This window comes from Paraburkholderia kururiensis (assembly GCF_034424375.1).
Classification (GTDB): domain Bacteria; phylum Pseudomonadota; class Gammaproteobacteria; order Burkholderiales; family Burkholderiaceae; genus Paraburkholderia; species Paraburkholderia kururiensis_A.
On sequence record NZ_CP139965.1, the window covers coordinates 5,358,182 to 5,370,622 of the forward strand.

Annotated in this window: 13 protein-coding genes; 4 read left to right on the forward strand and 9 right to left on the reverse strand. The window is 66.6% G+C overall.

Annotation, left to right across the window (positions count from 1 at the left end; all coding sequences use genetic code 11):
* Nucleotides 1-46: 46 nt before the first annotated feature.
* Complete coding sequence (locus U0042_RS24035; protein ID WP_114813577.1) at nucleotides 47-619, forward strand: TetR/AcrR family transcriptional regulator; 573 nt, start codon at nucleotides 47-49, stop codon at nucleotides 617-619.
* Between the two features lie 231 nt (nucleotides 620-850).
* Here U0042_RS24035 and rng read toward each other — a convergent pair whose 3' ends face one another.
* The 9 genes from rng to upp form a co-directional block, all read right to left on the reverse strand.
* Nucleotides 851-2,320 (reverse strand): ribonuclease G, encoded by a 1,470-nt coding sequence (gene rng, locus U0042_RS24040; protein ID WP_114813575.1) that lies wholly within the window; start codon nucleotides 2,318-2,320, stop codon nucleotides 851-853.
* A gap of 18 nt (nucleotides 2,321-2,338) precedes the next feature.
* A complete protein-coding gene (locus tag U0042_RS24045) occupies nucleotides 2,339-2,977 on the reverse strand; it encodes a Maf family protein (protein WP_114813573.1) in 639 nt (212 codons plus the stop codon).
* A 236-nt stretch (nucleotides 2,978-3,213) separates the two neighbouring features.
* Entirely contained in the window at nucleotides 3,214-3,684 is a 471-nt protein-coding gene (rlmH, locus tag U0042_RS24050; RefSeq protein ID WP_042301886.1) for a 23S rRNA (pseudouridine(1915)-N(3))-methyltransferase RlmH, read from the reverse strand.
* 52 nt (nucleotides 3,685-3,736) lie between these two features.
* A complete protein-coding gene (gene rsfS, locus U0042_RS24055) occupies nucleotides 3,737-4,195 on the reverse strand; it encodes a ribosome silencing factor (RefSeq protein WP_114813571.1) in 459 nt (152 codons plus the stop codon).
* A gap of 2 nt (nucleotides 4,196-4,197) precedes the next feature.
* Nucleotides 4,198-4,926, reverse strand: a complete 729-nt coding sequence (locus U0042_RS24060; protein WP_114813569.1) for a nicotinate-nucleotide adenylyltransferase — start codon at nucleotides 4,924-4,926, stop codon at nucleotides 4,198-4,200.
* The gene (hemF, locus tag U0042_RS24065; protein WP_114813567.1) at nucleotides 4,917-5,840 is read right to left on the reverse strand and encodes an oxygen-dependent coproporphyrinogen oxidase; all 924 of its coding nucleotides are present in this window, start codon (nucleotides 5,838-5,840) and stop codon (nucleotides 4,917-4,919) included. The genes U0042_RS24060 and hemF overlap by 10 nt, the downstream gene beginning before the upstream one ends.
* A 396-nt stretch (nucleotides 5,841-6,236) precedes the next feature.
* Nucleotides 6,237-7,514: a phosphoribosylamine--glycine ligase gene (purD, locus tag U0042_RS24070; RefSeq protein ID WP_114813565.1), complete on the reverse strand. Its 1,278-nt coding sequence runs from the start codon at nucleotides 7,512-7,514 to the stop codon at nucleotides 6,237-6,239.
* A 121-nt stretch (nucleotides 7,515-7,635) separates the two neighbouring features.
* Nucleotides 7,636-8,364, reverse strand: coding sequence for a YebC/PmpR family DNA-binding transcriptional regulator (locus U0042_RS24075; protein ID WP_114813563.1), 729 nt, complete (start codon nucleotides 8,362-8,364; stop codon nucleotides 7,636-7,638).
* 570 nt (nucleotides 8,365-8,934) lie between these two features.
* Nucleotides 8,935-9,585: a uracil phosphoribosyltransferase gene (upp, locus tag U0042_RS24080; RefSeq protein ID WP_017774366.1), complete on the reverse strand. Its 651-nt coding sequence runs from the start codon at nucleotides 9,583-9,585 to the stop codon at nucleotides 8,935-8,937.
* 329 nt (nucleotides 9,586-9,914) lie between these two features.
* Between upp and U0042_RS24085 the strand changes: the two genes are divergently transcribed.
* The 3 genes from U0042_RS24085 (at nucleotide 9,915) to U0042_RS24095 (ending at nucleotide 12,254) form a co-directional block, all read left to right on the forward strand.
* Nucleotides 9,915-10,694, forward strand: coding sequence for an SDR family oxidoreductase (locus U0042_RS24085; RefSeq protein ID WP_114813561.1), 780 nt, complete (start codon nucleotides 9,915-9,917; stop codon nucleotides 10,692-10,694).
* Nucleotides 10,695-10,789: 95 nt separating this feature from the next.
* Complete coding sequence (locus U0042_RS24090) at nucleotides 10,790-11,182, forward strand: methylglyoxal synthase (RefSeq protein WP_114813559.1); 393 nt, start codon at nucleotides 10,790-10,792, stop codon at nucleotides 11,180-11,182.
* A 97-nt stretch (nucleotides 11,183-11,279) separates the two neighbouring features.
* Nucleotides 11,280-12,254 (forward strand): quinone oxidoreductase family protein, encoded by a 975-nt coding sequence (locus tag U0042_RS24095; protein WP_114813557.1) that lies wholly within the window; start codon nucleotides 11,280-11,282, stop codon nucleotides 12,252-12,254.
* Nucleotides 12,255-12,441 lie beyond the last annotated feature (187 nt).

Consider the following 12,441-nt stretch of genomic DNA (forward strand, 5'->3'; position numbering starts at 1 on the left):
AGCTTTTCCGCACCAGGTTTGATGTATTAGATGATTGGTAAAACTCATGCGTTTTGAAAAAGGCCATAAGGAAAATACGCGCAGGCGCATCATTGACGTCGCCGCAAAGCGATTCCGACGAGATGGAATCGCGGCGTCAGGCTTGGCCGGCATTATGGCTGAGTCCGGGTTGACGAACGGTGCCTTTTATCCTCACTTCGACTCCAAGGAAACGTTGGTCAAGGAGGCGCTTTCCAGCGCGCTGCAGCACCAGTATTCCGTATTGACGAACGACGAGACAGGGGCGTCGAATATTGAAGACGCTATTCGGCGTTACCTCAATATGTCTCACCTGATCGGGTGTGAAGAAGGATGTCCATCCGCTGCATTGCTGCCTGAGATTGGACGTCAGCCTGAATCGACGAGAAAAATGTACGAGAAAGCCTATCTTTCGTACACCGAAGGTCTGGCAAGGTTACTCCCCGATCCTGCATCAGCCAAAAGCCGACGACAGGCAGCTGCGATTTTTGGTCTGATGGTCGGAACGATGCAAATTGCCCGGGCTGTGGCAGATCCACAGCTTGCGGAAGAAATTCTGGAGGGCGGGGTACACGCGGCCCTGAAGTTGGCGAGCGGGTGAGATGTACGCCCGCTGCCGTTGGAGCTTCCTCTTGTCGGCGACAGATTGAACGTGTGCTGCGGCGAGTCGAACAAGAACCGCTGATTGCCGGACGCGTGCTATCCATAGATGATGGCACTTGTGGCGCAGGTTTCGCGCTGGCTGTCGCCGGCCACCTTTCGCTGCTGAACGTCATCAGCGTGAGTGGTGTGGAAGGGATAGATTGACCGTGGTTAAGCGGCCCAGGCGGACCTACATCAGCACGATGTCGTACTGCTCCTGGCTCAAATTCGACTCGACCTGCAACGACACCGGTTTGCCGATGAAGTCGATCAGCATGGCCAGATGCTGCGACTCCTCTTCGAGGAACAGGTCGATCACCTGCTGCGACGCCACCACGCGGAATTCGCGCGGATTGAACTGGCGCGATTCGCGCAGGATTTCGCGCAGCACGTCGTAGCAGACGGTACGCGAGGTCTTCACCTGGCCCTTGCCCTGGCACACCGGACACGGCTCGCACAGCACGTGCGCGAGCGATTCGCGTGTGCGCTTGCGGGTCATTTCCACGAGCCCCAGTTGCGAGAAGCCGTTGACCGTCACGCGCGTGCGGTCGCGCGAGAGCGCCTTCTTGAGTTCGCCGAGCACGGCGTCGCGATGCTCGGCGTTTTCCATGTCGATGAAGTCGATGATGATCACGCCGCCCAGGTTGCGCAGGCGCAGTTGCCGCGCGATGGTATGCGCGGCTTCCAGGTTCGTCTTGAAGATCGTGTCGTCGAAGTTGCGCGCGCCGACATAGCCGCCCGTGTTCACGTCGATCGTCGTCATCGCCTCGGTCTGGTCGATCACGAGATAGCCGCCCGACTTCAGGTCCACGCGCCGCGAGAGTGCTCGCTGGATTTCCGCTTCGATGTTGTAGAGGTCGAAGAGCGGCCGCTCGCCCGTGTAGTGATGCAGCTTCGACGACACGGCCGGCGTGAATTCCGCGGCGAACTCCGTGAGCATCTGGAACGTCTCGCGCGAGTCCACCTGGATGCGCGTCGTTTCGTCGTTCACGAAGTCGCGCAGCACGCGCTGCGCGAGGTTGAGGTCCTGGTAGAGCAGGCTCGTGGCCGGCATGCGTTGCGCCTGCGCGAGAATGGTCGCCCACGTCTTGCGCAGATAGGCGACGTCGCCGGCCAGCTCTTCGCTCGTGGCGTCTTCGGCGATGGTGCGCACGATGTAGCCGCCTTTCTCGTCCGCGGGCAGCACCGACGTGAGCCGTGCACGAACCGCCTCGCGCTCCGCTTCGCTTTCGATCTTCTGCGAGATACCGATGTGCGGCTCCTGCGGCAGATAGACGAGCGTGCGTCCCGCAATGCTCACCTGGGTGGAAAGCCGCGCGCCCTTGGTGCCGATGGGGTCTTTGACGACCTGCACCATCAGCGTCTGCCCTTCGAACACGATCTTTTCGATGGGCTGATGCGGCACGGACTGCTGCGGTTCTCCCGCTACACGCGGGTGCCAGATGTCGGCGACGTGGAGGAAGGCTGCGCGTTCGAGCCCGATGTCGATGAAGGCCGACTGCATGCCCGGCAGCACGCGCACCACCTTGCCGAGATAGATGTTGCCGACGCGCCCGCGCGACAGCGTGCGTTCGACGTGAAGCTCCTGCACTGCGCCCTGCTGGACCAGCGCGACGCGCGTCTCCTGCGGCGTGACGTTGATCAGGATCTCTTCGTTCATGGTGTTGTTCTAGATGTTCTAGAAATCGAGGCGCGCCGTGCGCAACAGCGCGGCGGTTTCGTAAAGCGGCAAACCCATGATACCCGAATAGGACCCTTCGATATGCTCGATGAACTCGGCGGCGCGTCCCTGGACGCCGTACGCGCCGGCCTTGCCGAACGGCTCGCCGCTCGACACGTAGCGCGCCAGCGCCTCGCGCGTGGCGGCGGCGAAGCGCACGCGCGAGCGCGAGAGCGCCGTGGGCAGCAACGCGCCGCCTGCGTCGAGCACGGTCACGGCGGTGAACACGTCGTGCTCGCGGCCGGCCAGGCGCGCGAGCATGGCGAGTGCGTCGTCGGTGTCGGCGGGCTTGCCGAGAATCGCGCCGTCGATCGTGACGGTTGTATCGGCAACGAGGACGGGCGCCGCGGCGTGGCCGCCCCGCTCGAGGCGCAGACGCGCAGCTTCGGCCTTGGCCTGGCATACGCGCACGACGTAGGCGTCGGCGGCTTCGCCTTGCAGCGCGACTTCGAGCGCTTCGGCGTCTTCATCGGGACGCGGCAGCAGCAGCTCGAAGCGCACGCCGAGTTGCTGGAGCAACTCCTGGCGGCGCGGGCTTTGGGAGGCGAGATAGACGAACGGCCAGGCGGGTGTGGAAAGCGTGGATGGCGAAGTCATGAACGGATTCCGGAAGTGGGCGGGGCATTCGGGGCAGGCGGCCTGGACGGATACCGACTTTGGCGTTGACGTTGCGCGCTGTCCCGGAGGCTTCGGACAAGGCGTGCGTCGCGTTACGCGGCTACTTTGAGACCCATCACATCGTCCGCGAACGCACCGGCAGGCGTCGACTGCGAGTCATCGGCATACGAGGCGCGGCGCACGCGGGGCGCCTGCGCCGACCCGCGCGTCAACATTCACGCGCGATGATACGGGTGATTCTGCGTGATGGTCCAGGCGCGGTAGAGCTGCTCGGCGAGCAGCACGCGCACCATGGCATGCGGCAGCGTGAGACTGGAGAGGCGCAGCAGCAGGTCGGCACGTGCCTTGAGCGCCGGGTCGAGCCCGTCAGCCCCGCCGATCAGGAACGCCACGTCGCGGCCATCGCGCTGCCAGTCGGGCAGGGCGGCGGCGAGCTGCATCGTGGTCCAGTCCTTGCCGCGTTCGTCGAGGGCGACGATGCGCGCGTTCTTCGGCAGCGCCGCTTCGATCTTCTGCCGCTCGGCGGCCATCACGCTTTCCGCGGAGCGGCCCGAGGCGCGCTGCTCCGGCTTCAGCTCGCGCAACTCGATACGCAGCTCGGGCGGCATGCGCTTCGCGTATTCGTCGAAGCCCGCGGCGATCCAGTCGGGCATCTTGTGGCCGACGGCAACGATGTGCAGTTTCATCGCAACAGCAACGCGCTAGCGAGGAAGCAGTGTGCGGGACGGCTACGCGGCCTCAACTGCGGCGCGCCGCGCTCTTGCGCGCCGGCGTCTTGCGCGCGGCGGGCTCGTCGTCTTCGTCCTCGTCGTCCATCGGCTCCCCGGCGCGTGCGCCGCCGAAGCCGCCGCGGCTCGCGAGCTTCACGCGTACCGGCTTGTCGCCCCAGATTTCCTCGAGGTTGTAGTACTGGCGCAGCGCCGGCTGCATGATGTGGACCACCGCGTCGCCGCAATCCACGAGCACCCATTCGCCGATGTCCTCGCCCTCGGTGCTGATGATTTCGCCGCCGGCTTCCTTGACCTTCTCGCGCACGCTCGATGCGAGCGCTTTCGTCTGCCGGTTCGACGTGCCGCTCGCCACGATCACGCGATCGAAGAGGCCGGTCAGGTGGCTGGTGTTGAACACCTTGATGTCTTGCGCTTTCACGTCTTCGAGACCGTCGACGATGGCGCGCTGCAGTTTGCGGATGTCCATGATTACCCGTGGTACAGATGATGTTGAAGAATGTAGGTCCAGACCTCGGCGGGCACGAGGCTCGCCTCCGGCATGGCCGCTGTGCCGCCGGCGTCCGCGTGCTGGGCGAGGTGTTCGCGCAGGTGCTTGCGGATGTCGGTGGCCGATACGTCGAATGCGAGCGCCGTGTCGATCAGCAGATGGCCGTGGGACGTCGCGCGCAACGTGGCCGCATCGGCCTCGCGCACGGCGATTTCCGCGGCAACGGCCGGCGCCGCGGACGCCAGCTCGAAGCCGGGCCGCGTCTCGGCGCAGACATGCGCGTAGTCGAAAAGACGCCGCCAGTCGTGCCAGGAATCGAGGTGCACGAGCTGGTCCGCGCCGATCAAGAGCGACAGCGAGGCCGGCGTCCCCAACGTCCCGATCTGCTTCGCCTCGCGTTCACGCCAGCGTTCGAGCGTGTCCACCGTGTAGGTGGGGCCGCCGTGATCGATCTCGTCGGTGGCCACCGTGACCGTGACGCCGGGCAGCGCGAGCGAGCCGGCGGCGGCGCGCGTCATCGCGAGGCGATGTTCGGCGGCCGACACGTCCGCCTTCTGCCACGGCTGTCCTGCCGGCAGCAGCACCACTTCCGTGAGTTGCAGCAGTTCGGCAAAGCGCCGCGCAAGCGCGAGGTGCCCGTTGTGAATGGGATCGAACGTGCCGCCCAGCAGGCCGACGCGCCGCGGCAGCGCCTGCTGCGTCACACCCATTCGCGCGGCACCAGGAAGTCGGTGTAAAGGCGCGCTTCGGGTGTGCCCGGCTGCGGCTTCCAGTCGTAGCGCCAGCTGGCCACCGGCGGCATCGACATCAGGATCGACTCCGTACGTCCGCCGCTTTGCAGTCCGAACAGCGTGCCGCGGTCGAACACGAGATTGAACTCGACGTAGCGGCCGCGCCGGTAGGCCTGGAAGGCGCGCTCGGCCTCGCCGAAGGGCAGCGCGCGGCGCTTCTCGATGATCGGCACGTACGCCGTGAGGAACGCCTCGCCCACGCTCTTCAGCATGGCGAACGAGCGCTCGAAGCCGCCTTCGGCGTAGTCGTCGAAGAAGATGCCGCCGATGCCGCGCGGTTCATTGCGATGCTTGAGGAAGAAGTACTCGTCGCACCAGCGCTTGAAACGCGGGTAGAGATCGTCGCCGTGCGGTGCGAGCGCATCGCGGCAGACGCGGTGAAAGTGCGCGGCGTCTTCCTCGAAACCGTAGTAGGGCGTCAGGTCCATGCCGCCGCCGAACCAGAACACCGGCGCTTCGCCGGCCCTGGTCGCGATCAGCATGCGGACGTTCATGTGCACCGTGGGGCAGTACGGATTGTGCGGGTGCAGCACGAGCGAGACGCCCATGGCCTCGAAGCCGCGCCCCGCCAGTTGCGGACGCGCCGCGCTCGCGGACGGCGGCAGCGCGTCGCCCGCCACGTCGGAGAAACCGATGCCGCCGCGCTCGAAGAAGTCGCCGCCGTCGAGAATGCGCGTGCGGCCGCCGCCGCGCAGGCGTTCGCCGGGCGGGCGTTGCCAGTCGTCGGTGGCGAACGGCTTGCCGTCGAAGGCGCCGAGCCTGTCGGCAATCTGCGTCTGCAGTCCTTGCAGCCAGGTGCGGACGGCCGCGCTGTCTTGAGTCGAGTCGGTCATCGGTATCGAGGGGCGGCGCCGCTGCGGCGGCCGCGAAGTGGTTCTGTGAGGGTTCGGGGCGGAAGGGGTAAGACGCGGTGCTTACGTTCGTATGCCCTGTTCCGTGGTCCGGCGTCGTGCCCGCTCTGTTCATGCTCCGCGAGGCGCCCGATAAGCGGCAGTGTAGCGCCATCGCCGCCGCGCGGTGGAGGCCGCGGCGAGGCGGCTTGCATTGCTGCGGCGCGGCGTCTGGAACGTGGGCTTGTCTGCTGGCCGCCTCGCATCTTCAGCCGATCGACGGCCGCAACGCGAAGGCCGGCATACGCGTGGTCGACATGCGGCGTTCCCCGCACACGCTATTCAGCGACAAACTCGCGGGCAGCACACGCATTGCCGCGCAGCCGCCCGCACGCCGCCTCATCCGTGCTTGCGATTCACCGCGCGATAACCGATGTCGCGGCGGTACTGCATGCCGTCGAACGAGATCTGGTTGATCGTCTCGTAGGCGACCGACTGCGCGCTGCGCACCGAGTCTGCCAGGCCCACCACGCACAGCACGCGGCCGCCCGAGGTAACGAGCTTGCCGTCGACGATGGCCGTGCCTGCGTGGAACGTGACGGAATTCTCCGTCTGGGCCGGAATGCCGTTGATGCGGTCGCCCTTGCGCGGCGTGTCCGGGTAGTTGTGCGCAGCGAGCACGACGCCAAGCGCCGTGCGGCGGTCCCATTCGAGTTCCACCGTATCGAGCGTGCCCGCAATGGCGTGCTCCACGACCTTCGAGAAGTCGCCCTTGAGGCGCGCCATGATGGGTTGCGTTTCGGGGTCGCCCATGCGGCAGTTGAACTCGAGCGTCTTCGGGTTGCCTTGCGCGTCGATCATGAGGCCCGCGTAGAGGAAGCCCGTATAGCGGATGCCTTCCTTTTCCATGCCGCGCACGGTGGGCAGGATGATCTCGCGCATCACGCGTGCGTGCAGTTGCGGCGTGACGATGGGCGCGGGCGAGTAGGCACCCATGCCGCCAGTGTTCGGGCCCTCGTCGTTGTCGAGCAGACGCTTGTGGTCCTGGCTCGAGGCGAGCGGCAGCACGTGCTTGCCGTCCACCATTACGATGAAGCTGGCTTCTTCGCCCGCGAGGAACTCTTCGATCACGACGCGCGCGCCCGCGTCGCCCAGCTTGTTGTCGGCCAGCATCATGTCGATGGCGGCGTGCGCTTCGTCGGCGCTCATGGCCACCACGACGCCCTTGCCCGCAGCGAGCCCGTCGGCCTTGATGACGATGGGCGCGCCTTTGGCGTCGATGTACGCGTGGGCGGCGGCGGCATCCGAGAAGGTTTCGTATTCGGCCGTGGGAATGGCGTGGCGCTTCATGAAGGCCTTGGCGAAGTCCTTCGAGCTTTCCAGTTGCGCGGCTTCCTTCGTCGGCCCGAACACTTTCAGGCCGCGCGAGCGGAACAGATTGACGATGCCCGCGGCGAGCGGCGCTTCCGGCCCCACCACCGTGAACGCGACCTGTTCCTTCTCGACGAAATCGGCGAGCGCTTCAGGCGCCGTGATGTCGACGTTGGCGAGCCGCGCGTCCTGCGCGGTGCCGCCGTTGCCGGGCGCGACGTAGACGAGCTGCACGCGCGGCGATTGCGCAAGCTTCCATGCGAGGGCATGTTCGCGGCCGCCAGAACCGACGACGAGTAACTTCATTTGAATCCCCGAAGACTGAAAAACAGTGACGGCCGATGCAAGCGCATCAGCCGTGATATCCGCAAGGTTCGCACGGGGCGAACGTCAGGCCGGTGACACGAAGGGCGCGCGCGCCTTGCCCTTACGCCTCGTCGATCACCGCGTTGGTGTACACCTGCTGCACGTCGTCGAGATTCTCGAGCGCATCGAGCAGCTTCTGCATCTTCACCGCGTCTTCGCCGGTGAATTCGACTTCCGTCTGGGGCTTCATCGTCACTTCGGCGTCTTCGGCCTTGAAGCCCGCGGCTTCGAGCGCGGACTTCACCTTCGGAAAGTCGTTGGGCGGGCAGATCACTTCGACGCTGCCGTCGTCGTTCGTCACGACGTCGTCGGCGCCGGCTTCGAGCGCGGCTTCCATGAGCTTGTCTTCGGGCGTGCCCGGCGCGAACAGGAACTGGCCGACGTGATCGAACATGAACGACACCGAGCCGTCCGTGCCCATGTTGCCGCCGAACTTCGAGAACGCGTGGCGCACTTCGGCCACCGTGCGCGTGCGGTTGTCCGTCATCGTATCCACGATGATGGCCGCGCCGCCGATGCCGTAGCCTTCGTAGCGGATTTCCTCGTAGGTGGCGCCGTCCACGCCGCCCACGCCGCGCTGGATCGCACGGTTGATGTTGTCCTTCGGCATGTTGGCGTCGGTCGCCTTGTCGACGGCGAGCCGCAGGCGCGGGTTGGTGTCGATGTCGCCGCCGCCGAGGCGCGCCGCCACCTGGATTTCCTTGATGAGCCGCGTCCAGACCTTGCCGCGCTTGGCGTCCGCTGCTGCCTTCTTATGCTTGATGTTGGCCCATTTCGAATGACCCGCCATACCTTTCTCCGTGGCGCTCGCCGGCAAGGCGCGCGCAGTGTGCAATTGTCGTTGCGTCGTTGCGATTTCGGGCGCGGCCGGCGGCCGTGGGGCACTGGCCTCGCGCGCCTCGATGTCTGTTGGTCCGTTCGCGTGATCGCGCCGTCGTGCGGCGGCGTGGCCGCATGGCCTTCGTGTCCATCGTGTTGTCACGCGCCGCCCGGCAGGGAAGGCGCCGACCGGTTAGGCCGGCCAGGCGATTTGACCGCCCGTCGCTTGTTCCTTGTCAGCCCCTGCCCTCTGCCCCGTCAGTCCCGGAATCAGCCTGCTGAAGCGAATATCGATTTTACCACGCCGGGGCGGCGCGACCGCCGCCGTCCGGCGGTGCGGCGCGCGGCTGGACGGGCGGGAGAGCGGCTGCAGAGCGGTGCCGCGACGGGCTTGCAGGGAAGCCGCAGCCGGCTGGAGTGGGGTGGCGTTGTAGGGCGGGGCCGCGGCAGCACGGCGATCCGTGCGCGCTAAAAGATGAAGAAGGTGAAGGCTGCCCGGCAAAGGCCGCCGCGCTGCGCGCCGGCCTTCGCGCAACGCCCCTCAGTTCTTCGTGCCGAACAGCCGGTCGCCCGCGTCGCCGAGGCCCGGCACGATGTAGGCATGCTCGTTCAGGTGCGAGTCGAGCGAGGCCACGTACAGCTTCACGTCGGGATGCGCCTTCTGGAACACCTCGACGCCTTCGGGCGCCGCGACGAGCGCGAGGAACAGGATGTTCTCGCCGGCCACGTTGCGGCGCTTGAGCACGTCCACCGCGTGCACCGCCGAGTAGCCCGTGGCCACCATCGGGTCGCACAGGATGAAGATGCGGTCTTCCAGGTCAGGCAGCCGCACGAGGTATTCGACCGGCCGATGCGCGTCGTCGCGATAGACGCCGATATGGCCCACGCGCGCCGACGGAATCAGCTCCAGCAGTCCGTCCGACATCCCGACCCCCGCACGCAGCACCGGCACGATGGCGAGCTTCTTGCCGGCGATCACCGGCGCGTCGATCTCGACGAGCGGCGTCTGCACGCGCCGCGTGGTGACGGGCAGGTTGCGCGTGATCTCGTAGCCCATCAGCAGCGTGATTTCGCGCAGCAGTTCGCGGAACGTGCGGGTGGACGTGTCCCTGTCGCGCATGTGCGTGAGCTTGTGCTGGATCAACGGGTGATCGAGGATAAAAAGGTTCGGAAAGCGGCTGTCCTGTTTCATGACGAAGGCACAAGGCGGCAAGAGGGAAATCGGCCGGACCGGCGGGGCGGACGCAGCGCCCGGACGGCGGCCCGGTGAGAAGGCGCGCCGCAGTCCGGCAAGGGTCCCGCAGGCGCGCCACGGCTGCAAGTTTACCGACAAAGCATGCGGCGGCGATATGGGCCGACGCCGCAGCCAACGGCGCCGCGCCGATTCTTCTAGAATCGGCTACTCGGCACTCGCGCGGCACCCACGCGCGGCAGCCACCCACGGCACCGTACCGCCGCGACAGCAACACCGCAGCAGGCGCAACGGCCAGCCGGCCAGCACACCAAAGAGGACACATACCGATGGACATGGGCATCGCAGGACGCACCGCGCTCGTCTGCGCGGCGAGCAAGGGACTCGGACGCGGTTGCGCAGAAGCGCTGGCCGCCGAGGGCGTGAATCTCACCATCGTCGCGCGCACGCAGGAGACACTCGAAGCCACGGCGGCCCAGATCCGCGCGAACACGGGCGTCGAGGTGAAGGCGGTGGCCTGCGACATCACCACGCCGGAAGGCCGCGCGGCCGCGCTCGCCGCGTGCCCGCGCCCGGACATTCTGGTCAACAACGCGGGCGGCCCGCCGCCGGGCGACTTCCGCCAGTTCGGCCACGACGACTGGATTCGCGCGCTCGAAGCCAACATGCTCACCCCGATCGAGCTGATCCGCGCCACCGTCGACGCCATGATCGAGCGCGGGTTCGGCCGCATCGTGAACATCACGAGTTCGTCGGTGAAAGCGCCCATCGACGTGCTCGGGCTCTCCAACGGCGCGCGCTCGGGCCTCACGGGCTTCGTCGCGGGCGTGGCGCGCAAGGTCGCGCCGCACGGCGTGACGATCAACAACCTGCTGCCCGGCCTCTTCGATACCGACCGCATCGTCGCCACGATGGCGGCGCAGGCGAAGGCCGCGAACGTCTCGATCGAGGAAGCCCGCCGGCACCGCATGGCGTCCATTCCGGCGGGCCGCTTCGGTCAGCCCGACGAGTTCGGCCGTGCCTGCGCCTTCCTGTGCGGCGTGCACGCCGGCTACATCACGGGGCAAAATCTGTTGATCGACGGCGGCGCCTATCCGGGTACGTTCTGACGGAGGGCGCGTTCTAACAACCGCAGCCAGCAGCCAGGACCCGACCCGCCGCATCCATCACGTTCAACCAGACCAACCAAAGGGAGACCCACCTCATGTCCACACGCGTCGCGCTCATTGCGCACGACCACAAGAAAGACGACATCGTGAAGCTGGCCGGCGAGTATGCCGACACGCTGCGCCGCTGCCACCTCATCGCCACGGGCACCACGGGTTCGCGCATCGCGGCGGCGCACGGGCTCGAAGTGGAGCGCATGCTGTCGGGCCCGCACGGCGGCGACCTGCAGATCGGCGCGCAACTGGCCGAGGGCAAGGTGGACATGGTGATCTTCCTGCGCGATCCCATGACGCCGCAGCCGCACGAACCGGACATCAACGCGCTCGTGCGCGCCTGCGACGTCCACAACGTGCCGTGCGCGACCAACATCTCGACAGCACGCATGATCCTCGACGTGCTGGCGCTGCGCCTCGCTCAGGAAGGCGAGTGACGGCAGAGAAGGGCGCATGAAGCCCATCCGCCCTTCCAGCTTCGAATGCAGCTTCGATTCCAGCTTCGAATAACGACGGAACAGGAGACAGAACGAGATGAGCAAGGCAATCCGATTCGAGCGCACCGGCGGCCCCGAGGTGATGAAGTGGGTCGACGTGCCCGTGGGCGACCCCGGCGAGGGCGAGATTCGCGTTCGCCAGCACGCGGTCGGGCTCAACTACATCGACGTGTATTTCCGCAGCGGGCTTTATCCGCTGCCGTTGCCGGGCGGGCTCGGCATGGAGGCGGCGGGCGAGGTGGCGGCCGTGGGCCCGGGCGTGACGAGCCTCGCGGTGGGCGACCGCGTGGCCTACGTGGCGCGCCCGCCCGGCGCGTATGCCGAGGAACGCGTGCTGGGCGCGGCGCAGGTCGTGAAGCTGCCGGACGCGCTCTCGTACGAGCAGGCGGCCTCGGTGATGCTTCAGGGCCTCACGGCGCAATACCTGCTGCGCCGCACGTATGCGGTGAAGCCCGGCGACACGATCCTGATCCAGGCCGCCGCGGGCGGCGTGGGCCTGCTGGTGTGCCAGTGGGCCAAGGCGCTGGGCGCCACCGTGATCGGCACCGTGGGTTCGGACGACAAGGCCGCCATCGCGAAGGCGCACGGCTGCGACCACCCGATCGTCTACACGCGCGAGAACTTCACGAAGCGCGTGCGCGAGATCACCAACGGCGCGGGCGTGCCCGTGGTCTACGACTCCATTGGCCGCGACACCTTTACCGGCTCGCTCGACTGCCTCGCGCCGCTCGGTCTCTTCGTGAGCTTTGGCAATGCGTCGGGACCGTTGCCGCCCATCGACTCGTCCGAATTCGCGGGCCGCGGCTCGCTCTTCTTCACGCGCCCTACGCTCTTCACGTACATGTCCAAACGCGCCGACTACGAAGCGATGTCGGCCGAACTCTTCGACGTGCTCGCCTCGGGCAAGGTGAAGACGAGCATCAACCAGCGTTATGCGCTTGCCGACGTCGCCCGCGCGCATGAGGACCTCGAAGCGCGCAAGACGACGGGCTCCACGGTGCTGATGCCTTGAGCGGCACAGGCTTCTTTTTTCCCGGCGACTTTTGCAGAAACGGCGGCAGCTTTGCCGCCGTTTTTTCTTACGTCCGCGCGTCGAACGAGCCCAACGGACGCTCGGCGTTTACGCGCTTTTTACACCGCCGCCCCTCACCTTTAACCCGCCCTTTACATCCAACCGACTAACGTTGCATCCATCCGTA